Consider the following 26,360-nt stretch of genomic DNA (forward strand, 5'->3'; position numbering starts at 1 on the left):
TCGTAGAACTCAGCTGGGCTTTTCCACACGGAGCACGGTGCCGGCCGGGTCGAGGTAGACATAGCCGTTGGTGCCGCTGTCGGTCGACACCCGGATCAGCAGCTCCAGGGCGCCGGGGCCACCGTCGGGGTTGTTGACGTGGTCGACGTCGAGGTAGGTGTCCAGCACATCGGCGGGGGCGATGCCCAGCGTCGCCGGGGCGGCGTTCCACGCGGCGATCGCCGCGGGGACGTCGAAGGCCGCCAGATCGGTCAGGTCGTCGCCATCGGAACGCGCTCTGCTCGACGGTTCGCCCCAGCCGCCCTGAAATGTGTAGAGCAGCCGTTTCTCACCGGTGGGGTCGGGAACCGCCAGGTACGCCCGGCCCGGATTGAAGGCCAGCTCGTAGCCAATGGTGCTACCGAACCTTGCGCGGATCTCCTCCAGGAGTCCGGTCATGCCCTCGACGGTGTTCATGTACCGCGGCAGGTTCAGCACCAGCGGGGGCGGCTCGTCGACGGCCGGTACGGCACCGGTGGTCACCGGCGGCGGGATCAGCACCTCGGGGGCGGCGGCCAGGGGGTGGTCCTCGGGCGCGGCGTCGTCGCGGGAACCGGAGAACAACAGCGCGCCGAGCACGCCCAGCCCGACGACGGCGGCAGCGCCGGCGATGACGAGATTCCTGGTCCGGTGCGGTCGCTCGGGTTCCTGCTCGGCGCGGGGCCCGGCATTGTGTTGCAGGTCAGCGGTCAGCTCATCGAGCTCTCCGAGGGTGGTGGCAGCCATGGCGTCCGTGATGCGTTGCTGGTGCTCGACCATGGAGAGCTGGCCTTCGCTGTGTGCCGCGTCGAGCAGCGCACAGGTGGCATCACGGTCGCTGTCCTTCGCGCGTGTTCGCCCTGTGATTCGTGCCGCCACGACAAGAGATCGTAGGAGTTCGGGCGCGGTTGCGCTGCCGTCGCGCCTCGGTAGCCAGGGGGCCGACGTACTCTGGTGATCGTGCGATTGCAGCGACAGGTGGTGGATTACGCCCTCCGGCGTCGATCCCTGCTGGCCGAGGTGTATTCCGGGCGTACCGGTGTCACCGAGGTGTGCGACGCCAACCCCTATCTTCTGCGGGCCGCCAAGTACCACGGCAAGCAAAGCTCGGTGACGTGCCCGATATGCCGGAAGGAACAGCTGACGCTGGTGTCATGGGTGTTCGGTGAGCACCTTGGTGCGGTATCGGGTTCGGCACGCAACGCCGAGGAATTGGTCCTGCTCGCGACACGCTTCGACGAGTTCGCGGTTCACGTGGTGGAGGTTTGCCGCACTTGCAGTTGGAATCATCTGGTGAAGTCATACGTGCTCGGTTCGCCGCGGCCCAAGGACGGGACGCAGCGGCCGAAGGGCACTCGGACGGCGCGCTCCGGCGCGCGTACGGCCAGTGAATAGCGAAGGGCGCCACAGCAATCCGACGGGCGGTGCCGATTCTGGGCGGCCCGTCGGTGCCGGCCGCCCCCCGAATCCGACTCCGCCCGATGCGCGCCGTCAGCCGCCCGAACCCCCGCCCGCCCGTCCGCGCACAGGCAGCGGGATTCCCGATGACCGTAAAACTGCGCTGATCCCCCCGGTGCGCGCGGACGTGGCGCCGCACCTGCGGGATCCGATCGATGTCGTGAAGGCGGCACTCGACGGTGCCCCGCCGCGCAAGCCGCCACCTCCGGTCGGTCCCGGCGGCCCGGGAGGCCCCGGCGGGCCGTCTGGTCCGTCCGGACACCGACGCCCCGGTGCGCGCCGCTTCCAGTGGAAATGGGTTCGCCGGGCGGTCTATGCCGCGCTGGTGGTCTTCCTCGTGCTGCCCGCGGTGACCTTCGGGATGGCCTACATGATCGTCGAGGTTCCCAAGCCCGGCGACATCCGGACGGCGCAGGTGTCGACCATCCTGGCCAGCGACGGAAGCGAGATCGCCAAGATCGTTCCGCCGGAGGGCAACCGGGTGGACGTGAAGATCGACCAGATCCCGGTCCACGTCCGCGACGCGGTGATGGCAGCCGAGGATCGCGACTTCTACTCCAACCCCGGTTTCTCGTTCACCGGTTTCGCGCGCGCGTTCCTGAACAACCTGTTCGGCGGTGGCGGCGGTCTGCAGGGTGGTTCGACGATCACTCAGCAGTACGTCAAGAACGCGCTCGTCGGCGACGAACGTTCGGGTGTCGGCGGCCTTGTGCGCAAGGCCAAGGAGCTGGTCATCTCGACGAAGATGGCGGGCGAGTGGTCCAAGGACCAGGTGCTCGAGTCCTACCTCAACATCATCTATTTCGGACGTGGCGCCTACGGCGTCTCGGCGGCCGCCCAGGCCTATTTCGGCAAGCCCGTCGAACAGCTCAACGTGGCCGAGGGTGCGCTGCTCGCGGCGCTCATCCAACGGCCTTCGACCCTGGATCCGGCCGTGGATCCCGAGGGTGCCGCCTCCCGGTGGAATTGGGTGCTCGACGGCATGGTCGAAATCGGCGCGCTGTCGCAGACAGATCGCGATGCCCAGGTCTTCCCGCCGACGGTGCCACCGGATTTCGCCAGCCAGGCCAACCAGACCACCGGGCCCAACGGGCTGATCGAGCGCCAGGTCACCAAGGAATTGCTCGACCTGTTCGATATCAACGAGCAGACCCTGAACACCGAGGGTCTGAAGATCACCACCACGATCGACCCGGAGGCGCAGAAGGCCGCCGAGGAGGCGGTCACCAAAACGCTGGACGGTCAGGACCCGGACATGCGGTCGGCGGTCGTGTCCATCGATCCGAAGACCGGCGGGGTGAAGGCCTATTACGGCGGTTCGGATGCCAACGGCTTCGACTTCGCGCAGGCCGGACTGCCCACCGGGTCGTCGTTCAAGGTGTTCGCGTTGGTGGCCGCGCTGGAACAGGGCATCGGGCTGGGCTACAACATCGACAGCTCGCCGCTGGAACTCAACGGCATCAAGATCACCAACGTCGAGGGCGGCAGTTGCGGTAACTGCAATATCGCCGAGGCGCTCAAGCGCTCACTCAACACCAGCTACTACCGCCTGATGCTCAAGCTGCAGAACGGTCCGCAGGATGTGGCCGATGCCGCGCACCAGGCCGGTATCGCCGAGAGCTTCCCCGGCGTCGACCACACCCTCAGCGAGGACGGCCAGGGCGGACCGCCCAACAACGGCGTCGTCCTGGGTCAGTACCAGAGCCGTGTCATCGACATGGCCTCGGCGTACGCCACGCTGGCCGCCTCCGGGGTCTACCACCGGCCGCACTTCGTGCAGAAGGTCGAGGACTCCTCGGGCAACGTGCTCTTCGACGCGTCCCAGCAAGGCGACGACGGTGAGCAGCGCATCCCGGCCGACGTCGCCGACAACGTGACCGCCGCCATGCAGCCGATCGCCGCCTACTCCAACGGTCACAACCTGGCCGGTGGCCGCGCGTCGGCGGCCAAGACCGGGACCAACCAGCTCGGCGACACCGGTGCCAACCGGGACGCCTGGATGGTCGGTTACACCCCGTCGCTGTCCACCGCCGTCTGGGTCGGCACCACCGGCGGGGACAAACCGCTGGTGAATCAGTGGGGTGGGCCGGTCTACGGATCGGGTCTGCCGTCCGACATCTGGAAGGCGACCATGGACGGTGCGCTCGAGGGCACCGACAACGAGACCTTCCCGAAGCCCACCGAGATCGGCGGGTATGCCGGACCGCCCGTGGCCGCGCCGGCCCCGCCGCCGCCCCCGGACACCCCGGTCCCGCCGCTGCCGTCGGAGACGGTGATTCAGCCGACGCTGGAGATCGCACCCGGCCTGACGATCCCCTGGGGACCGCCGACCACCGTGCCGATCGGCCCGCCGCCACCCGGTGATCCCAACGCTCCCGCGCCGCCGCCCGGTCAGCCACTGCCCCCGGGACCGCCGGGCGCCCCGCCCCCGTGACGGCTGGGGACATGACGCCAGAGCCAGCCGGGACCGTATCGCCGGCGCCGCTGGCCGGGACTGTATCGCCAGCACCGCTGGCCGGGACTGTATCGCCAGCACCGCTGGCAGAAGACCTGCGCAGCGCCGACAATCGTGACCTGCCCAGCCGCAACGACGTCCTCGGCGGAGCGCTGTCGGGGACCGTCGGCGGCCCCGTCGGCAGGCACGCGCTGATCGGGCGGACGCGGTTTCTCACCCCGCTGCGCGTGATGCTGCTGATCGCGCTGGTGTTCCTGGCGCTCGGCTATTCCACGAAGGCCGCCTGCCTGCAGTCCACCGACACCGGGACCGCCGCGCAGCGGGTCGCGAACTGGGAGAACCAGCGCGCCTACTACGAGCTGTGCTATTCCGACACCGTCCCGCTATACACGGCAGAGCTGTTGAACCAGGGCAAGTTTCCCTACAAGTCGAGCTGGATAGAGAAGGACGGCGACGGTAAGCCGCACGTCGTCTACGACGGCAGCGAGCCCGTCCGGTACATGGAGTATCCGGTGCTCACCGGGATCTATCAGTACCTCTCGATGACGTTGGCCAAGACCTATTCGGCGTTGACGACGGTGGTCTCGGTGCCCCTGGTCGCCGAGGTGGTGATGTTCTTCAACATCTCGGCCTTCGGGCTGGCACTGGCCTGGCTGGTGACGGTGTGGGCGACGGCGATGTTGGCCGGTCGCCGTATCTGGGATGCCGCGTTGGTGGCCGGCTCCCCGTTGTTGATCTTCCAGATCTTCACCAACTTCGACGCGCTCGCGGTGGCGTGCGCGACGGCCGCGATGCTGGCGTGGGCGCGGCGAAAACCGGTGTTGGCCGGTGTCCTGATCGGTGTGGGTGTGGCGCTCAAGCTGTACCCGGCGTTCCTGCTCGGTCCGCTGCTGGTGCTGTGCCTGCGGACCGGGCGGATGCGCGAGTTCGCCAAGACCGCGGGTTCCGCGGTGCTGACCTGGGCACTGGTCAACCTGCCTGTGCTGCTGCTCTTTCCGCGAGGATGGTCGGAATTCTACCGGCTCAACTCGCGTCGCGGTGACGATATGGACTCCATCTACAACGTGGTGAAGTCCTTCACCGGCTGGCAGGGGTTCGACCCGGGCCTCGGGTTCTGGGAGCCGCCGACGGTCACCAACACCGTCTCGGCCGTGCTGTTCCTGGTGTGCTGCGCCGCCATTGCCTACCTGGCGCTGACCGCCGCGCGCCGCCCACGATTCGCCCAGCTGGCCTTCCTGGTGGTGGCGGCCTTCCTGTTGACCAACAAGGTCTGGAGTCCGCAGTTCTCGCTGTGGCTGGTGCCGCTGGCGGTCCTGGCATTGCCGCATCGACGAATCCTGCTGGCGTGGATGACCATCGACGCGCTGGTGTGGGTGCCGCGCATGCTCTATCTCTACGGCGAGCAGAATCGGGGCCTGCCCGAACAGTGGTTCACCACAACGGTGTTGCTGCGCGATATCGCGGTGGTGGCGCTGATGGTCCTGGTGGTGCGTCAGATCCGCCGCCCACAGTCCGATCTCGTGCGCGGCCACGGTGTCGACGATCCGTCCGGTGGCGTGTTCGACCGGGCGCCCGATGACCCGCCGCGCTGGCTGCCGTCATGGCTGCGGCCCGCGGCTCCGGTCGTGGCGCCCGTCGATCCAGCGCCCACGGCCCCCGTTGACTCTGCGCCCACGGCGACAAAGGTCGAGTAGCCACCGCCGGCACCGCAGAGTCAGTCTCGGCAGGCCCGTCGCAGGGTGGCCGGCCGCGATTTCGCAGATCACAGCCCATTCAGGTAACCTTGCCCGGTTGCCGACGCAGGCGACCCTCCTGCCACGGACACGCCGTGGCCGCAACGACCATAGGAGGTGATGGGTTCCTTATGCGTCCATACGAAATCATGGTCATCCTCGACCCCACTCTCGACGAGCGCACCGTAGCTCCCTCGCTGGAGACGTTCCTGAACGTCATCCGCAAGGACGGCGGTAGCGTCGAGAAGGTTGATATCTGGGGCCGCCGCCGGCTGGCCTACGAGATCGCCAAGCATGCCGAGGGCATTTATGCGGTGGTCGATGTCAAGGCCGAGCCCGCGACCGTTTCTGAGCTGGACCGCCAGCTCAACCTGAACGAGTCCGTGCTGCGCACCAAGGTGATGCGGACCGACAAGCACTAGTCCGTGCGACACCGTGTGCACGTCGGTGCAGTTCCGTAGGCTCGCCTCCGACTGCTCTCGTACACATACTCCGCTTTGACTAGACGCCCAGGAGGACCTCGTGGCTGGTGACACTGTCATCACTGTTATCGGAAACCTGACTGCCGATCCGGAACTGCGTTTCACGCCGTCCGGTGCCGCCGTCGCGAACTTCACCGTGGCTTCCACGCCGCGGACGTTCGACCGCCAGACCAATGAGTGGAAGGACGGCGAAGCGCTGTTCCTCCGCTGCAACATCTGGCGTGAGGCTGCCGAGAACGTTGCCGAGAGCCTCACTCGCGGATCGCGGGTCATCGTGTCGGGTCGGCTCAAGCAGCGGTCCTTCGAAACCCGTGAGGGTGAGAAGCGCACCGTCGTCGAGCTCGAGGTCGACGAGATCGGTCCCTCGCTGCGCTACGCCACGGCCAAGGTCAACAAGGCCAGCCGCGGTGGTGGCGGCGGCGGTGGATTCGGCGGCGGAAACAGCGGTGGTGCGCCTCGCGGCGGCGGCGGCGGTTCCGATCAGCAGCCCAAGGACGACCCGTGGGGCAGTGCTCCCGCGGCCGGCTCCTACAGCGGCGCTGACGACGAACCGCCCTTCTGACAACGATTTACATCATTTGAGAAAGAGATAGATCCATGGCCAAGTCCAGCAACAAGCGGCGGCCGGCACCCGAGAAGCCGGTCAAGACCCGCAAGTGCGTGTTCTGCTCCAAGAAGGGCAAGAACCAGAACATCGATTACAAGGACACCGCGCTGCTGCGCACCTACATCAGCGAGCGCGGCAAGATCCGTGCCCGCCGGGTGACCGGCAACTGCGTACAGCACCAGCGCGATGTCGCTGTTGCGGTCAAGAATGCCCGCGAGGTGGCTCTGCTGCCGTTCGGTTCGTCGACGCGGTAGGGGAGAGACACACCATGAAGCTCATTCTCACCGCTGAGGTCGAGCACCTCGGAATCGCCGGCGACGCCGTCGAGGTCAAGGACGGCTACGGCCGCAACTACCTGCTGCCGCGCGGCCTGGCCATCGTTGCCAGCCGTGGTGCCGAGCGCCAGGCGGAGGAAATCCGTCGCGCCCGCGAGATCAAGGAAGTTCGCGGCGTCGAGCACGCCAACGAACTGAAGATTGCCCTCGAGGGTCTGGGTGCCGTCACCCTGCCCGTGAAGGCCTCTGCCGACACCGGCAAGCTGTTCGGTTCGGTCACCCCGGCTTCGGTCGTCGCCGCGATCAAGAAGGCCGGCGGCCCGAACCTGGACAAGCGCACCGTCGAGCTGCCCAAGGCCCACATCAAGGCCACCGGCACCCACCAGATCGGTGTCAAGCTGCACCCCGGCGTCACCGCCGCGGTCCAGCTCGATGTCACCGCTGGATAGCTCACACAGTCCGCCGACGCCCGGGTGGGAAGCACACGCTTCCCACCCGGGCGTCGTCGTGCATGTCAGCGAACAGATTTCCGAGATTCTGATCACAGCAACATCATTTGCTGTTAACCTGCCCGGCTCCGGGACGTTATCCAACACGCCCGAACGGGCAACCCGGCGAGACACGCCGAGCCAATTGATCTCCACAGCTGTGAACACCTCGAAACCAGGCTTAACCAGTGGCTTCAGCAGTTTTCAATCGGTTCATCCACAGGTTCTCCCCAGCCCGTCAACATCGACGACCTGAGCTGTGCACACGCCATCCACAGGGCTATCAACAGGACCGGATTGCACCGGACCGAGCAAAGCCATAAGTTGACCGTCGCAGGCTCGCCGGCGGATTGTCGGTGAGCCGCTGTAGCGTGTTGATCGAACACATTTGCGATAGATCTGCTAGTAGAGGTGGGGGCGCTTCGTGGCGGTCGTAGACGACTTCAGTCACTCCGGTCGACAGTCTGATCTCGACGAGCCGCCCCGTGAGGACTTCGGCCGTCAGCCGCCGCAGGACATGGCCGCCGAGCAGGCCGTACTCGGCGGCATGCTGCTGTCCAAGGACGCCATCGCCGACGTCCTGGAGAAGATGAAGTCTGCGGACTTCTACCGTCCCGCGCACCAGGACATCGCCGATGTCATCCTCGATCTGTACGACCGCGGAGAGCCGGCCGACGCGGTGACCGTCGCCGCAGAGCTGGACCGGCGCGGACAGCTGCGCCGCATCGGCGGAGCCCCGTATCTGCACACCCTGATCTCGACGGTGCCGACCGCCGCCAACGCCGGCTTCTACGCCACCATCGTGGCCGAGAAGGCGCTCCTGCGGCGTCTGGTGGAGGCCGGCACCCGGGTGGTGCAGTACGGCTATGCGGGCGCCGACGGCGCCGATGTGGCCGATGTGGTGGACCGGGCCCAGGCCGAGATCTACGACGTCACCGAGAACCGGAACCAGTCCGAGGATTTCGTGGCGCTGGAGGATCTGCTCCAGCCGACGATGGACGAGATCGATGCCATCGCGTCCTCGGGCGGTATGTCGCGCGGTGTGCCCACCGGCTTCATCGATCTGGACGAGATCACCAACGGCCTGCACGGCGGGCAGATGATCATCATCGCGGCCAGACCTGGCGTAGGGAAATCAACGCTAGGACTAGATTTTATGCGGTCCTGCTCGATCAAGAACCAGCTCGCCAGCGTGATCTTCTCGCTGGAAATGAGCAAGTCCGAGATCGTCATGCGCCTGCTGTCGGCCGAAGCCAACATCAAGCTCGGCGATATGCGATCAGGCCGAATGAATGATGACGACTGGACGCGGTTGGCGCGGCGCATGAGTGAGATCAGCGAGGCACCGCTCTACATCGACGATTCGCCGAACCTGACCATGATGGAGATCCGCGCCAAGGCTCGTCGGCTGAAGAAGAAGGCCGATCTTCAGCTGATCGTCGTGGACTACCTACAGCTGATGAGCTCGGGCAAGAAGTACGACTCACGCCAACAAGAGGTGTCGGACTTCTCCCGAAGTCTCAAGCTGATGGCCAAGGAACTGCACGTGCCGGTGGTCGCGATCAGTCAGCTCAACCGTGGTCCCGAGCAGCGCACCGATAAGCGCCCGCAGGTCTCCGATCTTCGTGAGTCCGGCTCGCTGGAGCAGGACGCCGACATGGTGATGCTGTTGCACCGCCCCGACGCCTTCGACCGTGAAGACCCGCGTGGTGGCGAGGCCGACATCATCCTCGGTAAGCACCGTAACGGCCCGACCGCGAATATCACTGTGGCGCACCAGCTTCACCTGTCGCGCTTCACGAACATGGCGAGGTAGGCAGGTCGACGTTGTAGGTTCTCTAATTCGACTGCACTTTCTCACGACTGACTGCACCACGGCTGCACTTGTGCAAAAGACTGAGACACGCCGCCTGGAATCCGCATAGCGGCATGCCGGAAGCGGGGGCGCCGCCACTCCCGGATATCTCTGTGCGCCGAGGGACTCCTTGACGGAGGCCTGCATCGAAAGTGATCGCGACCCTCTTGAATGAATCAGCAATGCCTCGCCTTAGCGGACGTTCCGCTGGCGCCACGGTCAGAAGCACTACTCGGGTACCTACTGGTCGGCGACCGAACGGGCGCATGTCATCTACGAATCTCGCTTAGAGCTCGTGCGGCTGCTGTTCGTGGACTTCGAACCTGCGGTCACTCGATCATTGCGCAGCCGTTCCTGATTCTCACCTTCATCGAGAAGCGTGCGCGCAAGCACGTGCCGGACTACCTGCTGTTGACTGAAGATGGACCGGTAGTCGTTGATGTGAAGCCGTGTCTCAGCGCGATGAGCCATAGTGAAGCTCACTCTCGACTGGACGAGGACGCTCGTCGAACGGCGTGGGTGGCAATATGAGGTGTGGAGCGAACAAAGAGTTTGGCATGACTGGATAGTCAGAAAGGTCCACGGCGCATCTGGTCCACGGTGGCGGTCCAAACAGCATCGAGCGCTCGCTCTAGCCGTTCCTGTGATCCCCCGAACAGGCCTGCCTGTACGGGGGGCCAGTGATCGCCCGCGTTTCGTGCACCTGCCAGCATCCGCGCGACCTCGGTGTCCTCAAATGGGTGACTCTCGGCCGCGTGTGTGACAAACAGCCCCAGCCATGGTTGATCCATCGGCCCCGAGTTGCGTTGTGCCGCAAGATCAGTAACCAAGAGGGAGAAAAGGATCTCGGCGGCATCGAACAGCCAAGCGAACTGGGAGTCGGTATGGTTGGGAAAGCAAGTTCGCAGCGCGTCGAAAAGGAAGGCGGAGACCGGGTAAGCCGGTTTGCGCGGAGGGCGACCTGCCGCGAGGGCGTCCAACAGATCTCCTGTGAGTACGCCTTTCTGGGCGGCTCGCAAAGCAAGTCCAAGATGCCGCTCGTGGCCGACAATCTCCCAGGGCCCGACCTTGTCGAGCACCGCCACCTTGCGGTTCGAAAAAAGGGACCATTCCACGGTTGCATCAACTGTCAGGGCGCGGATGGCGCCGTAGTTGTCGTGTTCAACGGCCGCAAGCGTGCCAGCGTACATTGTGAGCGTCGCTGGCAGCAGGGCCAACGCCTCCAGCTGCTGATTTCGGACATTCGTGATGAGTGAACCAGGCTCTTGCACAAGCGGTCTCGGTTCGGCGAGTGCGGTGATGACCTGTCGATGCTCGATTTCAAGCGTAGTGCTTTCGACCCGGGACCCCTCGACGACTAGAGGAAGCAAGGGTGCGGCTGCCTTGAGGTAGCGCTCTGCAGTCTCGACGTATTGGACGAGCTGCTCGGTCGCCGCTCGACTGGCGTAGGTGGGTGGAAACTGTCCAGGCTCGATACACACGTCGATCACACCCCGTGCTCTGCTGCGCATCAGGCGGCCGGCCAACCGGTAGTTACCGGTACCGATCGCCTCGTCGAAGGTGTCGCTTTCAGAGACTGGTGGGTCCTGCAGAAGTCGGTTCTGCAGCTCGTTGAGCTCTCGGTGGGTCGCTGGCTCGGAGCTGGAGATTCCGCGGCGGAAAACTGTCCCTGACTTATAGCTGTCGTATTCCTTGACCAGGGAATGGATGCGGTGACCGGGCTGAGGTGGCGCGACCGTAATGATCAGCACGTGTTGCCCTTTGAACTCGACGTAGTCGACGTCCCAATGCGGTCCGTCGACATAAGTTCGAAGCATTCCGGAGAGATTGGCCGCGTCGTGCACTGCGACGCCGCCGAGCACACCGTCGGGCGAAACGCCCACAACCAGATACCCCTCGCCCTCGCACTCGCGGGCCGCGTTCGCGGGGTCACGATTAGCGAAAGCAATGATCGCTTTGGCCGCAGCGACCTTGTCCCTCGCCATGGAGAAGTCCAGGGTACTTTTCCACTCCACCCAATTGGTTTCAGGCGTGGTGGCCGATGAGGCGTGATAAATCGCTTCGACCAGTTCGCCAAGGCGGTGGCTGCGTCGAAATGACACGCTCATGTTGAGGTTGAGACCCATAGCGGTCGAGCATATTCCCGACGCCGCAAGAGCACCGATGCGCGCCTAATACCATCAGTAGTGCAGTTTCGGTAGGTCGCTGTCGTAGAGCACCACCCGAAGTTCTGCCACGAGGTCCCCCGTCAAAAGCCACCGGTCAGCGTCAACATCCATCCAGTAGCCGGCGTGCAGGTCTTCATCGGAATCGTCGTGCTCGGCACCTGTCGGTGCTCGCGCTCACTGAATGTCCGGACGACGACAGCGGCCGCGGAGTCGCGTAGCCGGTCAGTCTCGTCGAGCAGCGCCGGGGAGGCGATCGCCGTAGTCGGATGACTGGAGCATTTCTGGAACACGTTTGGCGTGGTTGTCAGGGGTCGCCGATAGCCTCCGACTGAGTTCTTCGGCGATCGACGGCGGTCGCGGCTCAGCAAGATTAGGGGGATCATGACCGACAAGAAGACCGTTTTCATCGCGTTCGCGATCGAGGATGAGCGTCAGCGCGACCTGCTGAAAGGGCAGTCGTTGCACCCGCGCTCCCCATACGAATTCATCGACATGTCGGTGAAGGAGCCTTACGACACCGGGTGGAAGGAGAAGGTTCGCACACGCATCCGTCGCTCCCACGGTGTCATCGCGCTCGTGAGCAAGAACTCGCTGACGTCCTCCGGGCAGAAGTGGGAGATCCAATGCGCCAAGGACGAGGGCAAGCCACTGCTCGGCGTCTGGGCTTACGCCTCCGACCGTACGAATCTCGCCGGCGTCCGGACGGTGCCCTGGACCGACGCGAACATCGCCGGCTTCATCGACTCGCTCTGATGCCGAGGGACACGCGCAAGGCGCTCATCATCGGGATCGACCACTATGACCAGATCCAGTCGCTCAGCGGCGCGGTGAACGACGCTCACAGCGTCAAGGCCGCGTTGGAACGGCATGCCGACGGCACGCTCAACTTCGCCCAACCGCGGCTGATGACGGCTACCGGTCCGGGAGCAGCGGTGTCCCGCACGGAGTTGCGTGAGGCGGTCCAGGAGCTGTTCAAGGACGATGCCGAGATCTCGCTGTTGTACTTCTCCGGGCACGGCTACATCGACGGGGCCGGCGGGTACCTATGTGCGAGTGACTGCGCCTCCGGGCACGACGGTCTCTCGCTCAACGAGGTGCTGACCTTCGCCAACAGCTCGCCGGCGAAAAACAAGGTGATCATCCTGGACAGCTGCCACAGCGGGGTGGCCGGCACCAACCCGATTGCTGAGCAGGTTGCCGAGATCAAGGAGGGGGTCACGATCCTGACCGCGTCGACCGCGGAGCAGTACGCGATGGAGTCCGGTGGCTCGGGCGTATTTACGAGCCTGCTTGTCGACGCACTGAACGGAGCTGCGGCCAATCTCGTCGGCGACGTGACCCCCGGCAGTGTCTACGCGCACATCGACCAGTCGCTCGGCCCGTGGGCGCAGAGACCGGTATTCAAGACGAACATCAAGAAGTTTGTTTCGCTTCGGGAGGCGGACGCACCGATCGAGCTCGTCAAGCTGCAGCAACTCACTGTCCTGTTCAACCAACCGACCCTGGAGCTCCAACTCGATCCGAGTTACGAGCCCGAGCGCACAGGCAACGAGGACGATTTGGTCCCGCCGCCGGACCCGGCCAAGAACGCCGATTTCGCTGTGCTGCAGGCTTTGGTCAAGGTGAACCTGGTCCGCCCGGTTGGTGCGCCGCACATGTGGCACGCAGCGATGCAGAACAAGGCGTGCGAGCTCACCGTCCTTGGCCAGCACTACTGGAAGCTCGTGAAGCAGGACCTGATCTGATGCTGACGACCGACGCAATTCGGAAGGTTTTGGAGAGTGAGCAGCTCGTCGACGAGCTCGCCGCCGTCGAGCACGAGCGTTGGGCGCACTGGCAGCGGTACGTCCATGACAACTGCGAGCGCCAGCAAGATGGATCCTTGGTGATCCCGGCCGGGCTGGCTGCGCGATGGGAAGCCCAGATCGAGACGCCGTACGTCGAGCTGACTGAACGCGAGAGAGACAGCGACCGAGAGCAGGTCCTTCGGTACCTCCCCGTCATCCTTGATGCACTCACGCGATGAAGGCAACCAGGGCGTTTGAGGAATCGTGGGGGCTTCTGCCGCTTCTGTTTGCGTGCGTCACATCTGAAATGTGCTGAAAGCGCGGTGATACTCGGGACACGACGTGTGGATGGGGCTGGCATGGGGTCGACATGCGTGTCGCTGAAGCTGAGGAGTCGACGATCCTGGCCGCCTGGCACGAAGCAGTCACCCAGTTGTGTTGACCTTCGGCGCGGCCTGCCTGGGAAGCCCGTGGCCCGCTGAAAGAATGTCACGCGGCTCCGAATTGACGGAGCTCACCTGACAAAGGAAGCACGCACCCGGTGACATTCACCCAGCAAGAACCCGCGATCTTTAGCTGGAGGGACGCTTCAACCAGTTCGCACGCGGTCACGCGTTCGGTGACTTCGACCGACAGCCGTTCAATCGCCAACCCATACGCCGCCTGGAGGTCGCTCGCCAACTCCGTTAAGTCGGGGATCGAGGTAATTCACGTCGTGAGCGCTTTCTTCTCCTGCGTGACGGATTCCTTGAGCTGCTTGGCCCGGCCTCTTATGTCGAGCCAGCTCTCATCGAAGTGGCGTGCCAACTGCCCACGGCGTTCCGGGGTAATCGCCCCGGCGCAGAACAGGCACGCATCGCTCTCGGCATGCAGCTGTAGTCCCTGCTCGACCCATGCTTGTGCTCGCGGGCTGTTCTCGAGTGCCTCGATCGCTACCCGTGCCGGGGTTTCGGACAAAAGATCGGCCAGAACCGCCAGGTCTGATGCGACCGCCGCGGGCGGTGCGGGCAACTCGGCGACCACGGACGGCGCGCCTTTTCCGAGACGCTGCAGGGCCTCGGTGTGGCTGCTCGCGTCAGGAAAGCCTCCCTTGTAGGTGCGGAGGTTTTCCTCGATCTTCGGGATCGAGTAGCGGTTTCGGGTGAAGTGCTGGCAGTCGAAGGTCTGGAGTTCGGAGATGATCCGCTCCTGCACCTCCTTCGTGAGCGCTTTGAGCTTCTTCTCGGCGGTATCCTGACTCTTCTTCGCCTCGCGGGCCTCGGACTGGAGGCGCTCGACCTCCCCGACAAGCCTCTCCTCCTCGCCCTTGGCGTCGATTGCCTCCTTTCCCAGGGTGACGATCGCGGCGGCGCTGGCCCCGTCGAGGAACGCTGACAAATTCTCATCGACCCATCTGCGGGTGTAGACGGCCATATGAGGCGACGGGCTGGTGCCGCCGGCAAGCACAGTTGTCTTATGCCCGTTCTCGTCCTCCCAGACCACATCGGTGGCCGAGTTCGAATAAGCCAGGCTCAGAAGGAGTTCGGCGACCGTCGACTTGCCGCTTCCGTTGTGTCCGTACGCGATCGTTCGCTTACCGAGGGGGAAATCACTTGCCCAAAACCCGGTGTTGAGTGAGCGCCACGGGGCCTTGACGTCGAGTCGACGGAGCATTGTCGGATTCTAGGTCGGGGTTTGCGACAGCCGACAGCCGCGTCGCCGCTGCCCACCGAGTTGAACCCCGCCGAGATATCGTCCATGCGGAATCCCCTTCCCACCCCAGACGCCGTCTCTCTAGCAGCCGCCGGCCCGCCTGCGGTTAACGCCATAGCTTCATACCGTGATGATCTGTAAACCCGGTGGGCACTGCCTGCCTGAGGAGATCATCGCGCCTCGTACCGGTGCCCACCCCGCGGACCGCGGAGCTTTGCATTGATCACCTGTCGCTATGGGACCTTTCTGCCTTGCGTCGACGCAGATGTCTAGCGCTTACGCATGATGCGGATTACGGGTGTCCCCGGCGGCCCGGAGATCACCCACGGTTTACCGCCGTCGACAGGCTCAGACTCAAGGGTGAATACGGTGCCAGCGTCGGGCGAATGCGAAAACGCCTTCTTCTCCACCTGGAACAGGTAGGCATGGGCACCGCGCTTGACCATTAGCGACATGCCCGTCTCAGCCTCTTCGATTGGAATCCGGGCAACCGAGACATCGTCTTCGACGCCGGGCGCCTCCCCGCGCAAACGCCGCGCCTTGCACTCGCTGCAGTCGGCGCACTGCCTCGGCTGTTCGTCGATCCTGATTCGGCCGTGATCCTCGACACCGAACCTTTCGTGGTCGCACCATGAGCAAATATCGGCCACCATTCGGGCTCCTCTGTGACTCCGCACCTGGCGAAGACCGCCAGAGTACAGCCAGCCTCCGACAAGCCACGGGACACCGAGCGGTGAAGCCCGAAGCGTTGCTGCCCGTGTTTGTCGGCGGTCCGATCTATCCTCAGCGACATGTATCTGCAGAGCCGAACGCGTCGTTGGCTTCAGGCGTTGCGATATGCCAATACAGTTCACGGCCAGGGCCTTCAGATGATGGAGTACTTCGCTGCTCACGCACACGTACCCGGTGCCAGGCAAATCAGTGGGCGCGACAAGCGCGTCACGGTGCTACTGCCGATGGACCAGATTCGAATGACCCTTGAGAGCCAGCCACTCGTACCGGGCAGTTGGCTCTCGAAAGCCCTAAGCGAAGTGACGACAGCACTGGACAGCATCGATTACGGAGACGGCTTCATTCCGAGTATCGCAGCGCTGTCCGCCGCTATCGAGAAGGCAATACCCGTACTCGAAAAGCGGGCCATCGAACCCGACGAGTCTATCGATGAGATCGTCGCTGATCTCGAACGCTCGCTATTCATTTCGATCGTGGCCCCACTCACTGCGCATAATCCGATACTGCCTTTGGTGGATAAATGGACGAACGAGCATCAGCGATTTCTGCAGGGACATGTCCGCTCCGACGTAGGGCACTACTTCGATGTCAGGACGCTCACCTCGGTCGATGAGCCTGGGCCGGGGCGTATCCATATGCAGCACCTGGTGTCAGCTTGCGACGCCGGCATGACGTCATTTGTGGCCGGCGCCAGTCAACAAAGCTTTGAGCATCACCCCGAGATACAGGCCGTCGTATACGCGCAGTGGTTTGCCTACGCTTTCGCGATCTGGGAAGAACAGTTCCGCGGCAGGCTGGCCAAGTACTGGGACTCGAAGACGGCCGAGAAGATCCGGCGTAGCGACGTCCTAGTCGATTACTTCGGCGATATTCGGCTGATCCGAAACGACGTGGTCCACAACAAGGGCATCTGTGACGAATCGGCCAATACCGCTGTTCTGCGATGGGGATTTACGGAGGGACAGCCGATCGAAATCACTGCTGAGCAGATGATCTCACTGATGGACCTCTTTCCATATGTCGAACTGCGAACGGCACCAAACCCGCAGCCATCGGCAGGGCTCAAGAGCGCCCCGGGCAGGCTCGACGCGCGCCTGCTGGAGGACGTAAAAGACCGGGCGCGCGAACTCGGTCTTTCGGACAACGAGCTCAATGCCGCGGCGTACTCACTGTGGCTGAAAACGACTGCAGCGCAGTCACCGTCGTAGCAGTTCGCCAAACTGAAGCGCGGAGCCGTGGCACCTCAGCCGGGTCCGTAGGATACGCGGTTTCTTGAGCTGAAAAGCCACCCGCTCATTCGCGGAGCAAAACCGCGGTTAAGGTCCGGCTAAGTTGCGCCAGCTCACTGCCTGGCTGATCGATAGAGTGCTATGCATGCCGGCGAGGTCCAATGCGTTTCAGGAGATGGTGGCACTCCTGACACAAGTCATGCGCGAAGACGAATCCATCAAAGTGACGCCTTCGGCATTGCTTCCTGACGTCATCACGGGGGAACTCCGAGAGGTCGACATCTATGTGCAGACCATAGTCGCCGGCCACGAGGTGAATGTCGGTATTGAGTGCCGCGCACACAGGCGTCCTCAAGGGGTGGACTGGGTTGAGTCCGTCCGTAACAAGCACGCCGACTTACCCGTGCACGTGTCCGTGTTGGTCTCAGAAAGCGGGTTTTACAAACCGGCGTTGGCGAAGGCCAGCCATTACCGCATCAAGACCATCACTCCTGGGGAGGCCACACCGGCGTTCGTTGGCGAGGTGGTCAACAAGTTGAACAAGGTTGTGACCAAAAGGGCGCACTTCAAGGTTAAGACTGTTTTATTGCAAGTCAGGCTAGAAGGCGACCATCTCAAATGGGTTGAAACCTTTGCTGACTCGCCCGTGTACGCGCACGACGGGACGGAAATAGCGAATGTTGGATTCGTCATCCGCGGGATCATCGACGGCAATCCCGCACAGCGAGCGCACCTACAAAGTGCCACCGGCAAAGATAAATTCATGAACATCCGCACCGACGGGCCGAGCTACAACGGGCAGCCGGTGTACATCATCCCAATGAGGGACGGTGTGGAACTTGCACCTGCCCCAGTAGTGGGGCTCCGTATCGAGGGGCCGGTTAATCTAGACCTCGTTGAAGTACCCCTCAAGCATGGGGACTATGACGGGACACCGTACTCATCGGGCTCGGCTCCGTTTGAAGGTATGCGCATCTCGGTGGTGGCGACGGAGGACGGCGAGGGGGCTGCCAAATGGGCCGGTAGCGTAACCACGCCTGGCGGGAACCAAGAAATGTTCTGAACCGGAGGCGCCCGTAAACGATCTGTAGGAATTGCAGTGATTCGTGAGACGAAGCACGATGCAGCGGGCGTGAGACAAAACTAGTAGTCGCTGGTCGGGCTATCGGCTGAATGCAGTCAGGTTTGAGAACCTACACTTGTCTGAGCCGACGACAGTGCGGGCACTGCCTTAAGGCTTTCGCTGTAATGCGGTCGAGGGCCGCATCCCGAGTAACCTCGTTACATGCCGCGCAAACTCACTGACGACGAAATCGATGCGCTTCTCGACAGCCGTCCGGGTTGGGCGGTCCTGACGACCATCGACAAGGACGGATTCCCACATACCTTGCCGCTGGGATACTTCCGAATGGACGGCGATATCGTCATGGGTGTGCGAGATGGCACGCGCAAAGTGGCCAATATAGAGCGCAACCCGGCCGTGAGCGTCATGCTCGAAGACGGTTCCACCATGGCCGATATCCGTGGGGTGATGTTCCAAGGCCGCGCCCGCATCGTCCGGGAACCCGCTGAAACGCTGGAGCTAGCACGGCACGGTGCCCGGTCACGCGGCGTGCCGGAGTCCGAGTGGCCCACCGCGCCGAGACCGGGTGCCACCTACATCTACGTAACCCCCGTGCGAACCCTGTCGTGGCACTACGGCGACTCGGGGTCGGACGACCAATAGCCTCGGCGGACCTCCACGTCCGCCGCTGGTGTACAGAGTTGGTGATCGCCGTGACAGTGCTGGCGAACTGATTGGGCCGTTCCACTGCGAACACTGTCCAACCCAGCCCATCAAGGAACTCGTGAGCACCCGGGTATCGGTCACCCGACAAGGTTGATGACGAGATTGATTGTGCACGCGATGATCACGGTCCCGTAGATATAGCTGAAAAGGCAATGCCTGAGGACTTCGGCCCGGATGGCGGATGCGGTGACGGCTGTGTCGGACACCTGGTAGGTCATCCCGAGGTTGAACGAGAAGTAGTAGAAATCCACATAGCGCGGTAGCACCTGCGCATTGAAGTCGATGCCGCCTGGCTCACCCTGGTAGTAGATACGGGCGTAGCGCGCCGTGTACATGGTGTGAAGCAGCGCCCACGTCGCGAATATCGCCACCAGGGACAAACCCGCATAGGAGACCTTGTCCCGGTCGTTGGCGGACGCCAGCAAGATTCCGATTGCCGCAAGGCTTGCGGCCAGTACGAGCAGCATCACGAGGTCGCCGATCTCGTCGTCGACATCCGCTTCGCTCGCATGCACGCGGGTGCGTTCCGGATCCATCGGCCACAGCACGCTGACTGCCCATACGACGTAGATCGTCGCGGTGGCGATGACCACCACGAGCAGGCCGACCGGCCAGCGGTCTGACAGCAACCATGTGACGGCGCCGGTGGCAATGCCTGCCGCCACACTGATCCAGAATCTGCTCGCTCCCGAAAGCCCGGTCCTCACGACCTTGATGTTCCCGCAGAATCGGCGATTTCGCGGGAGGCCCGCAGCAGCGCGGTCCGGTGATTACTCGGGAGGCGGACAGCGCAGAGTCTGGCCACGCTCGATGAGACAAGCCATGGCGCCGCCCGGGCGTGACGGCAGGCTGCTGTCCTATCAGCGGTCGGGAGACGTCAGTTTGCAGCCGCACCGGCTTGCTATCAAACGAACTCAATTATCCTCCTTAGAGCGGCTTTACAGGCACCTGTCAGCTGCCGGGGCACTCAACGAAAAAATCACAGTCCCAGTTCAGACAAGCTCGGATGATCTGCCGGCCGTGGTGCGTTCATGTCCCAGAAGAACTTGCGTTCTCCTTCGGTGATCGGCACGTCGTTGATGCTGGCGTGCCGATGTGTCATCAGGCCGTGCTCGTCGTACAACCAGTTCTCGTTACCGTAGGCGCGGAACCATTGACCTGAGTTGTCGTGGTACTCATAAGCGAAACGGACCGCAATGCGGTCGTCGCTGTGCGCCCACAGTTCCTTGACGAGTCGGTACTCGTGCTCGCGGTACCACTTGTCGCTCAAGAATTCGATGATCTGCGCACGACCTGTCAAGAACGCCGATCGATTGCGCCAGACGCTGTCAGCCGAGTAGCCCTGCACTACCCGCTGGGGGTCGCGGCTGTTCCAGGCGTCTTCGGCCAGCCTGGCCTTCAGCGCGGCTGTTTGATCAGTGAACGGCGGAACTGGGGGTTTGATATCGATCTCGGAAGGCATGTTCATCGTCGTAGTCCTTTGTCGGGGGAGCGGAGTCTATGTAGACAGCTCTGTCTACATGATCAGTACGCTAGCGCGTGTAGACAGATCTGTCTACAATGACGGGGTGAGCGTCGCCCAGAATCTGGATCCGCATGTCGACGTGCCGAGCCTCCCGGCCCGGGAACGGATACTGGCCACGGCGTACCGACTCTTCTATCGCGAGGGAATTCGAGCGACGGGCATCGACAAGGTGATAGCCCAAGCTGGTGTCACCAAGGTGACCTTCTACCGTCACTTTCCCAGTAAGGACGCACTGATCCTGGCGTTCCTGGACGTGCGACACCGACGCTGGATGGACTGGTTTGTCGACGCACTCGATCGCCACGCTGCCGGCAGTCGTCGTCGCCCGGCAGTGGTATCGGCGATCGAAGAGTGGCTGACCGCGGACTCGTTTCGTGGCTGTGCGTTCATCAACAGCGTCAACGAGATCGGTGCCGAGCTGCCAGAGATCTACGCCGTCACCGCTCGGCACAAAGCCGATATGGTCGCGGCCATCAAGGCGACACTTCCGCCCGGTGCGAGCCGCACACGCACGGCACAAGCACTCGGCCTGGCGATCGACGGCGCTATCGTGCAAGCGCAGTATCAGCGCGACGCCACATCCGCGGTGAAAGCACTCGCCACGATCGCGTCAACGCTGCTGACGACAAGCGGATGACGCACCGGTTGACCGGACCGCGCCGATGCGCCTATGCCTCACCCAAACTCGGTCGGTACTCCGCCGCCTCTGTCTCAGCAGCCAGCAACGCACCCAATTCGCCCTGTTGCTGGGCGACAAACACGCCGATGACCTGCCGGCATACCTCCGGCACGCTGACCCCGCGCATACCAGCAATACGCGTCAACCCGACCAGCATGGACGTCGACACGTGAAACTGCACGGCGTACTGACCGCACGAACCGTCCTCGGGCGGTAACCCCGGACCGACGACCACCGGATCATCTGACCCGAAGAGGTCAACATCGGCACTGCGGGCCCTCTCAACGGCCCCGCCGCCAACGATGCCCTCGCCCGGGTCCGGGAACTCCTCATGGCTGAACAACCCCATCGCGTCCACGCTAGACGTTGAAGGGCGCCGAGGCCGGCAAGCGGGTGTTCGCAGCTGTCATGAGATCGAAGGGGCGGCGCCGCGCTCACGGGGCGGCGGGTTGTGGTCGCGGGCGATGAAACACGGTAGTCCCATCTGCGCCCGTCCTGGTCGGGAGCAACTTCCGGCGCTGCGGGTGGCGTGGGTATGTCGCTCAGGCGTTGATCTCCTCGTAGAACTTGATCGTGAGCGGCCCGTCAAGAAGCTCGCCGAATCGCGCCATGACATCGGCACCGGTCTCGGTTCTCCAAGCCGCATAGGCCTCTTGATCCGCCCTGTCGTCCCACTGCTCGATGAGCGCGAACTCGGTGTCGTCGTCGGCGCTGCGGACGACCCGTACTCCGATGCAGCCGGGCCGAGAGCGGGTGGCGGCGAGCGTCTCGCGGTAGAAGTCGACCACATCTTGACTGCGTCCTGACCGGGCTTTGGCATGCAGAAGGACAGTGAAGGCCATTTGACACTCCGGTATCTCGGTGGGCTTGAGGTGACCGCTCACGCCCAACGGTGGCGATCCCCGCCGCAGGTTGGGTCGGCGGGGCGTGGTGCCTGATTAGCCTGACGGCACATTGTGGGATTGTGAATCATTCAGACGCCGCATTTCCTTCGCCAGAGTCCTAAGTTGGCAGGTATGGACTTGATCTCCGATCTTCTCCAGATTTCCCGCGCGAGATGTGTGCTGTCCGGTGGTGTTTCCGCATCAGGCGCATGGGTCGTCCGGTCCCCGGCCCCGGGCCGGATCAAAATCATGGGAGTCGTCAAAGGGTGCCTCTGGTTTCGATCCGCGACCGAAACTGCGGGCGTGCACGTCGCCGCAGGCGAAATACTGGTTGTCGATGGACGCGTGCCTTTTGACCTAGGAAGCGATCTCGACAAACCGCCGAGGCACCTACGAGAGACCGATCCGATCCGTCCGATTCATCGGGACGACGAACACATATGCCTCACCGCGCACATCGAGTTGTTCGAGGCCGGCGATGACTTCCTGCGAGACGCCATTCCACCCGTCCTGCACCTGCGTGGTGAAGCGCGAGAGGCCACCACCGCCCGCTGGCTCCTAGAGGAGCTCTTCGAGGAGTTCACCGGTGGACGTGCTGGCCATGCAGCCGCCACAGCTCAGTTGACGCAGCTGCTGTTCGTTCAGGTTCTCCGGGCCTGGGCAGCGTTAGCAGATGAGCTGCCCTCAGGGTGGGTCCGTGCCGCCGCCGACGACCGGATAGGCCCCGCGTTGCAGCTCATGCATGCCGACGTGGGCAGAGACTGGGGCATCTCTGAACTTGCTGCGGCGTGCGCGATGTCGCGGAGTAGCTTCGCCGACCGGTTCACCACGATCGCCGGCGTTCCCCCCATCACCTACCTGTTCAGATGGCGAATGCGCCAAGCTGAACGCGCACTGGCCAGTGGGTCGCCGTCGATCACCGAACTCGCGACGTCGCTCGGCTACCGGTCCGAGAGCGCATTCAGCGTTGCGTTCAAACGCTGGTCGGGGATTGCGCCGAGTCGGTTCCGTCAGCAAAACCCCGAAACCTATTGAGCGAGCGTCGAGTCCCGCGCGGTCGCAGGCGTGGCACGCTTCGCTCGCACAGTGCGCTCGACCACCTCGGGTTGAAGGTCCCGGGCGCGCAGCGGTTCACCGCAGCAGTTGCAGGTCACCACGGGTGTGGTGAGTTCTCCGCAGACGGTGTGGCGCAGTGCGCGAATGGTCGATTGGTCGTCGCGATGCGTTTCGGCCCATTGGGCCACGGCCAGCAATGCGGGAACAACCTCATGAGCGTGTTCGGCGAGGTGGTACTCGTACCAGTCCGGCTCGGTACGGTAGCGATGCTTGACGATCATGCCTGCGTCGACAAGTGCGTTCAGTCGTCCGCTGAGGATGTTCGGCGCGATTCCGAGCGCGCGCTGTAGCTGTCCAAAACGCCTGGTGCCAAAGAATATTTCCCGTGCGATCAGGTAATTCCAGCGTTCGCCGAGTAACCCGATTGCGGCGGCTCCGGGATTCTCCGTGGAGGGCGGACGGTGCTCGGCCATGGTGGCCAAGGTTAATCCACACCGTCGGCCGCGTCGGAGTCTCTACTGATGATGCCGATGGGTTGACAGCGTCGGCCGTGGTGCCTTCGGGCGGTCAGCATCTGGACTCCGTTGTTGCGGCGGGGCATTGGTGACTCCTTCGGACTTGCGCAGTCTACCGGGTAACCACTAGCTTAATGAAAGTACTTGCATTCTGCAATTGGGGAATGATGGTAGAGACTGTGGCATTCACAACCGGCAAGCTGGATCCGAACACCGCGAAAGGGCGGATTCCGTGAGTCTGGATGCATGGTGGGAACAAGGGCGGCAGCTTCGGGTGAGGGTGGACGCCGACCGTGACCATCAAATCTTCGTCCGTGACGGTGGCGACGGCCCTCCGCTGCTGCTCCTGCACGGGTTTCCGGCATCGTCCTACGAATGGGCGTCAATGTGGACGAGTCTGACCGGCCAGCACCGCGTCATAGCCCCCGACTTTCTCGGCTTCGGCGCTTCGGATAAGCCTCGCGGACACCGGTACAAGGTCACCGAACAAGCCGATCTGATCCAGGAGTTGCTGGCCCGGTTGAACGTGTCGAAACCCGCCGTCTTCTGTTACGACTACGGGGCCATCGTCACGCAGGAATTGCAGGCCCGCGGTTATCCGCTCGGTCATGTCACATTCAGCAACGCCGGTGTGTTCCCCGAGCTGTACCGCCCACGTCCAGTTCAGCGACTGGCGGTCGCGCCGGTCGTCGGGCCGCTGCTCGGTATCGCGGCGGCCAACCTCCCGACCTTCACGCGCACCTGGGGCGAGGTGTTCAGCAGTGAACACCCCCTGCAGCCGGACGTCGCCGCCGAGCATTTTCGTGCAGCTCGCTCTGGTGCACCAGGCCGCACCCTGCAGAGCCGGCTCCTGGCCTACATCCCGGAACGAGCGGCGATGGCGAGGCGACTCGAAGATGCCCTCGCTGCCAACATTCACCGGTCCTCTTTTCTGTGGGGGCTACAAGATCCGGTGTCGGGTCAGGCAATCGCAGGGGAACTGCGCAGGCGATTTCCGGAGGCGGACCTGGTCACGTACCCCGATGTCGGGCACTGCCCCCATCTTGAGGTTCCGAATCGGGTCGCCGGCGACCTTCTCGCTCGGACGACTTCCTCCGGAATGACCTAGCGCGGGGATCGGGACCGTTCGCTGAAACGATGTTCCTTCTCGAAACCCTTTGCAGTGGAACGGTCGATCTGAAAAGCCGGTATGCGATCACGCCCACCAGTAGCGCCCAGAACGCGGAACCAACTCCTGCCACCGTCGTTCCCGAGGCCGCGACGACGAGCGTCACCGCGGCCGGGAGGCGGGCAGATTCGTCAGCCATGGCGCCCGCGCACGCGCCGGCGAACGCACTGAGCAGCGCGACACCGGCGACCGCTTGCACAAGGCCGGCCGGGGCCGCGAGCACGGCCAATGTCAGTCCCGTCGACGCCACGCCGAGTACGCAATACACCGCCCCGGTGGTGATTGCAGCAATCCAGCGACGCCGAGGGTTGGGATCAGCATCCGGCCCCGCCGCCAGTGCGGCACTGATGGCCGCGAGGTTGACCGCGTGACCGCCGAACGGAGCCGCCACCAGCGACGCGATCCCGGTGACCGTGAGCGTCGGGCGCCAGGGGACCTGGTAGCCGAACCCCTTCATGACCGCGACACCGGGGATGTTCTGCGCGGCCATGGTGACGATGTACAGCGGTAGCGCGATGCCGGTGACGGCGGCGACGGTAAGGCTGGGTGCGGTCACCTGCAGGTGCGGTATCCACGCTGATGCTGGGGGCACCGATTGTTCTCTCATGAGCGTCGCGGTGAGCACGAGGAGGGCTACGCCGAATGCCGCCGGTACCGCCCAGCGGGGCCGGATCGCCGACGCGATCAACCACACCACCAGCACAGGTGCGATCACGACCGGATCCTTGGCCAGGGCGGTCACCGGAGCAATACACAGCGGCAGCAGCACCCCCGCCAGCATCGCCTGCGCCACCGAGTGTGGGATGCGGGCGACCACGCGAGCAAGCATTGGCCAGAGCCCGGTCGCGAGCAGAAGCACTGCGGTGACGAGGAACGCGCCGACGGCGGCGGGCCATCCGCCGGCCGCCGCGCCGGCGCTGATGAGCAGTGCGGCGCCCGGTGTGGACCACGCGCTGGTGATGGGCATCCTGAATTTCCATGCCAAGAGAACGGAGGACAGCCCCATCGCCAGGCTCAACGCCGTCAGGCCCGACGCTGCCTGGTCTGAGTTCGCTCCTGCCGCACGAAGTCCCGCAAGGACGACGGCAAACGACGACGTGAACCCGACGAGTGCGCACACCACCCCGGCGGACACCGGCACTGTTTTCGAAACGTTCTGGTCCACCCACCCAACCTCGTTCTGTTCACGGAACGTTCTGTGTGTAGAACGTACCGTAGTGGAATGACTGCGGGAGACATCGGCCGCCAACTGCGCGAGCTACGGGCTGAGCGCGGCCTCAGTCTCTCTGAACTGGCGCGACGTGCCGGAGTGGGGAAGGGTTCGCTGTCCGAGATCGAAGCCGGCAAGCGCAATCCCACGATCGAGACCCTCTACGCCCTGTGTGCCCCCCTCGATGTACCCCTGACCGCACTGGTCGGCGAGGTTCCCGGCGTCCATTCGGCCACCGTCGGCGGAATGCGGGCGATACTGCTGTCCGTGCGGAACCTGGACAGGGTCACCGTCGAGGTCTTTCGCCTGGAGTTTCCCGCGGGTGCCGAGCACATCTCGCCGCCACACGGTGTGGGGTCCCGGGAGCACCTCACCGTGGTCGCCGGACGCGTGCTCGCCGGCCCGATTGGTCAGGAAACTCTGATCGAGGAGGGGCAAGCCCTCAGTTGGTCGAGTGATCGCCGCCACCGGTATGCCTCCGTCGACGGGGCGGCCGAGGCGGTGGTCGTCATCACCACACCGGTGAACGGTCGGTCGCGGGAGTAATCGGCCTTA

At 63.8% G+C, this 26,360-nt stretch carries 28 protein-coding genes; 18 read left to right on the forward strand and 10 right to left on the reverse strand.

The window, feature by feature from the left end:
• Nucleotides 1–9 precede the first annotated feature (9 nt).
• The gene (locus FBY28_RS14235) at nt 10–897 is read right to left on the reverse strand and encodes a DUF1707 domain-containing protein (protein WP_160145485.1); all 888 of its coding nucleotides are present in this window, start codon (nt 895–897) and stop codon (nt 10–12) included.
• Between the two features lie 81 nt (nt 898–978).
• Between FBY28_RS14235 and FBY28_RS14240 the strand changes: the two genes are divergently transcribed.
• From FBY28_RS14240 to dnaB, 8 genes are all read left to right on the forward strand, one after another.
• Nucleotides 979–1,413 (forward strand): DUF5318 family protein, encoded by a 435-nt coding sequence (locus tag FBY28_RS14240; RefSeq protein WP_023985108.1) that lies wholly within the window; start codon nt 979–981, stop codon nt 1,411–1,413.
• A 178-nt stretch (nt 1,414–1,591) separates the two neighbouring features.
• Complete coding sequence (locus FBY28_RS14245; protein WP_286178063.1) at nt 1,592–3,910, forward strand: transglycosylase domain-containing protein; 2,319 nt, start codon at nt 1,592–1,594, stop codon at nt 3,908–3,910.
• Between the two features lie 11 nt (nt 3,911–3,921).
• Nucleotides 3,922–5,625: a glycosyltransferase family 87 protein gene (locus FBY28_RS14250; protein ID WP_216847688.1), complete on the forward strand. Its 1,704-nt coding sequence runs from the start codon at nt 3,922–3,924 to the stop codon at nt 5,623–5,625.
• Nucleotides 5,626–5,795: 170 nt separating this feature from the next.
• Nucleotides 5,796–6,086: a 30S ribosomal protein S6 gene (gene rpsF, locus FBY28_RS14255; RefSeq protein WP_141867780.1), complete on the forward strand. Its 291-nt coding sequence runs from the start codon at nt 5,796–5,798 to the stop codon at nt 6,084–6,086.
• 100 nt (nt 6,087–6,186) lie between these two features.
• Nucleotides 6,187–6,708, forward strand: a complete 522-nt coding sequence (locus FBY28_RS14260) for a single-stranded DNA-binding protein (RefSeq protein WP_141867783.1) — start codon at nt 6,187–6,189, stop codon at nt 6,706–6,708.
• A gap of 35 nt (nt 6,709–6,743) precedes the next feature.
• A complete protein-coding gene (gene rpsR / locus FBY28_RS14265) occupies nt 6,744–7,007 on the forward strand; it encodes a 30S ribosomal protein S18 (protein ID WP_019512180.1) in 264 nt (87 codons plus the stop codon).
• 14 nt (nt 7,008–7,021) lie between these two features.
• Nucleotides 7,022–7,477: a 50S ribosomal protein L9 gene (gene rplI / locus FBY28_RS14270; protein WP_019512181.1), complete on the forward strand. Its 456-nt coding sequence runs from the start codon at nt 7,022–7,024 to the stop codon at nt 7,475–7,477.
• 463 nt (nt 7,478–7,940) lie between these two features.
• Nucleotides 7,941–9,332 carry a replicative DNA helicase gene (gene dnaB / locus FBY28_RS14275; RefSeq protein ID WP_141867785.1) on the forward strand — a complete coding sequence of 464 codons (1,392 nt, stop codon included), beginning with the start codon at nt 7,941–7,943 and terminating at the stop codon, nt 9,330–9,332.
• A gap of 608 nt (nt 9,333–9,940) precedes the next feature.
• On the opposite strand, the gene FBY28_RS14280 is transcribed toward dnaB, so the two are convergent.
• Nucleotides 9,941–11,497 (reverse strand): AlbA family DNA-binding domain-containing protein, encoded by a 1,557-nt coding sequence (locus FBY28_RS14280; RefSeq protein ID WP_216847689.1) that lies wholly within the window; start codon nt 11,495–11,497, stop codon nt 9,941–9,943.
• A gap of 423 nt (nt 11,498–11,920) precedes the next feature.
• On the opposite strand from FBY28_RS14280, the gene FBY28_RS14285 reads away from it, so the two are divergent.
• From FBY28_RS14285 to FBY28_RS14295, 3 genes are read left to right on the forward strand one after another with little or no spacing between them, the layout of a single operon-like run.
• A complete protein-coding gene (locus tag FBY28_RS14285) occupies nt 11,921–12,292 on the forward strand; it encodes a TIR domain-containing protein (protein WP_141867787.1) in 372 nt (123 codons plus the stop codon).
• Nucleotides 12,292–13,284, forward strand: a complete 993-nt coding sequence (locus tag FBY28_RS14290; RefSeq protein ID WP_141867790.1) for a caspase family protein — start codon at nt 12,292–12,294, stop codon at nt 13,282–13,284. Before FBY28_RS14285 ends, FBY28_RS14290 begins: the two co-directional genes overlap by 1 nt.
• Nucleotides 13,284–13,565 (forward strand): hypothetical protein, encoded by a 282-nt coding sequence (locus FBY28_RS14295; protein ID WP_141867792.1) that lies wholly within the window; start codon nt 13,284–13,286, stop codon nt 13,563–13,565. The genes FBY28_RS14290 and FBY28_RS14295 overlap by 1 nt, the downstream gene beginning before the upstream one ends.
• A 469-nt stretch (nt 13,566–14,034) precedes the next feature.
• Here FBY28_RS14295 and FBY28_RS14300 read toward each other — a convergent pair whose 3' ends face one another.
• A complete protein-coding gene (locus FBY28_RS14300) occupies nt 14,035–14,979 on the reverse strand; it encodes an AAA family ATPase (protein WP_141867794.1) in 945 nt (314 codons plus the stop codon).
• 308 nt (nt 14,980–15,287) lie between these two features.
• Complete coding sequence (locus tag FBY28_RS14305; protein WP_141867795.1) at nt 15,288–15,671, reverse strand: hypothetical protein; 384 nt, start codon at nt 15,669–15,671, stop codon at nt 15,288–15,290.
• A gap of 138 nt (nt 15,672–15,809) precedes the next feature.
• On the opposite strand from FBY28_RS14305, the gene FBY28_RS14310 reads away from it, so the two are divergent.
• From FBY28_RS14310 to FBY28_RS14320, 3 genes are all read left to right on the forward strand, one after another.
• A complete protein-coding gene (locus FBY28_RS14310; RefSeq protein ID WP_141867796.1) occupies nt 15,810–16,958 on the forward strand; it encodes a hypothetical protein in 1,149 nt (382 codons plus the stop codon).
• A 166-nt stretch (nt 16,959–17,124) separates the two neighbouring features.
• A complete protein-coding gene (locus tag FBY28_RS14315) occupies nt 17,125–18,042 on the forward strand; it encodes a hypothetical protein (protein ID WP_141867797.1) in 918 nt (305 codons plus the stop codon).
• Nucleotides 18,043–18,264: 222 nt separating this feature from the next.
• Entirely contained in the window at nt 18,265–18,705 is a 441-nt protein-coding gene (locus tag FBY28_RS14320) for a pyridoxamine 5'-phosphate oxidase family protein (protein ID WP_141867799.1), read from the forward strand.
• A gap of 140 nt (nt 18,706–18,845) precedes the next feature.
• Here FBY28_RS14320 and FBY28_RS14325 read toward each other — a convergent pair whose 3' ends face one another.
• Both FBY28_RS14325 and FBY28_RS14330 read right to left on the reverse strand, forming a co-directional pair.
• On the reverse strand, nt 18,846–19,475 hold the full coding sequence (locus FBY28_RS14325) for a DUF1345 domain-containing protein (protein WP_141867801.1): 630 nt from the start codon (nt 19,473–19,475) through the stop codon (nt 18,846–18,848).
• 272 nt (nt 19,476–19,747) lie between these two features.
• Entirely contained in the window at nt 19,748–20,236 is a 489-nt protein-coding gene (locus tag FBY28_RS14330) for a nuclear transport factor 2 family protein (RefSeq protein ID WP_174241631.1), read from the reverse strand.
• Nucleotides 20,237–20,336: 100 nt separating this feature from the next.
• Between FBY28_RS14330 and FBY28_RS14335 the strand changes: the two genes are divergently transcribed.
• On the forward strand, nt 20,337–20,930 hold the full coding sequence (locus FBY28_RS14335; protein WP_141867802.1) for a TetR/AcrR family transcriptional regulator: 594 nt from the start codon (nt 20,337–20,339) through the stop codon (nt 20,928–20,930).
• A gap of 31 nt (nt 20,931–20,961) precedes the next feature.
• Here the strand turns inward: FBY28_RS14335 and FBY28_RS14340 are convergent, their stop codons facing one another.
• Together FBY28_RS14340 and FBY28_RS14345 are read right to left on the reverse strand one after the other, a co-directional pair.
• On the reverse strand, nt 20,962–21,321 hold the full coding sequence (locus tag FBY28_RS14340) for a hypothetical protein (protein WP_216847690.1): 360 nt from the start codon (nt 21,319–21,321) through the stop codon (nt 20,962–20,964).
• A 193-nt stretch (nt 21,322–21,514) separates the two neighbouring features.
• Nucleotides 21,515–21,814 (reverse strand): putative quinol monooxygenase, encoded by a 300-nt coding sequence (locus FBY28_RS14345; protein WP_141867806.1) that lies wholly within the window; start codon nt 21,812–21,814, stop codon nt 21,515–21,517.
• Between the two features lie 174 nt (nt 21,815–21,988).
• On the opposite strand from FBY28_RS14345, the gene FBY28_RS14350 reads away from it, so the two are divergent.
• Nucleotides 21,989–22,891, forward strand: a complete 903-nt coding sequence (locus tag FBY28_RS14350) for an AraC family transcriptional regulator (RefSeq protein ID WP_141867808.1) — start codon at nt 21,989–21,991, stop codon at nt 22,889–22,891.
• Here the strand turns inward: FBY28_RS14350 and FBY28_RS14355 are convergent.
• On the reverse strand, nt 22,885–23,385 hold the full coding sequence (locus FBY28_RS14355) for a winged helix-turn-helix transcriptional regulator (RefSeq protein ID WP_141867810.1): 501 nt from the start codon (nt 23,383–23,385) through the stop codon (nt 22,885–22,887). The genes FBY28_RS14350 and FBY28_RS14355 overlap by 7 nt on opposite strands.
• 199 nt (nt 23,386–23,584) lie before the next feature.
• On the opposite strand from FBY28_RS14355, the gene FBY28_RS14360 reads away from it, so the two are divergent.
• Nucleotides 23,585–24,535, forward strand: a complete 951-nt coding sequence (locus FBY28_RS14360) for an alpha/beta fold hydrolase (RefSeq protein WP_160145486.1) — start codon at nt 23,585–23,587, stop codon at nt 24,533–24,535.
• Here the strand turns inward: FBY28_RS14360 and FBY28_RS14365 are convergent.
• Entirely contained in the window at nt 24,438–25,844 is a 1,407-nt protein-coding gene (locus tag FBY28_RS14365) for a benzoate/H(+) symporter BenE family transporter (protein WP_353618524.1), read from the reverse strand. The two genes, FBY28_RS14360 and FBY28_RS14365, sit on opposite strands and share 98 nt — an antisense overlap.
• Between FBY28_RS14365 and relB the strand changes: the two genes are divergently transcribed.
• Nucleotides 25,818–26,351, forward strand: coding sequence for a type II toxin-antitoxin system RelB family anti-toxin (relB, locus tag FBY28_RS14370; RefSeq protein WP_141867813.1), 534 nt, complete (start codon nt 25,818–25,820; stop codon nt 26,349–26,351). The two genes, FBY28_RS14365 and relB, sit on opposite strands and share 27 nt — an antisense overlap.
• The last annotated feature ends 9 nt before the right edge of the window (nt 26,352–26,360 follow it).

Source organism: Arthrobacter sp. SLBN-53, assembly GCF_006715585.1.
Taxonomy (GTDB): domain Bacteria; phylum Actinomycetota; class Actinomycetes; order Mycobacteriales; family Mycobacteriaceae; genus Mycobacterium; species Mycobacterium neoaurum_A.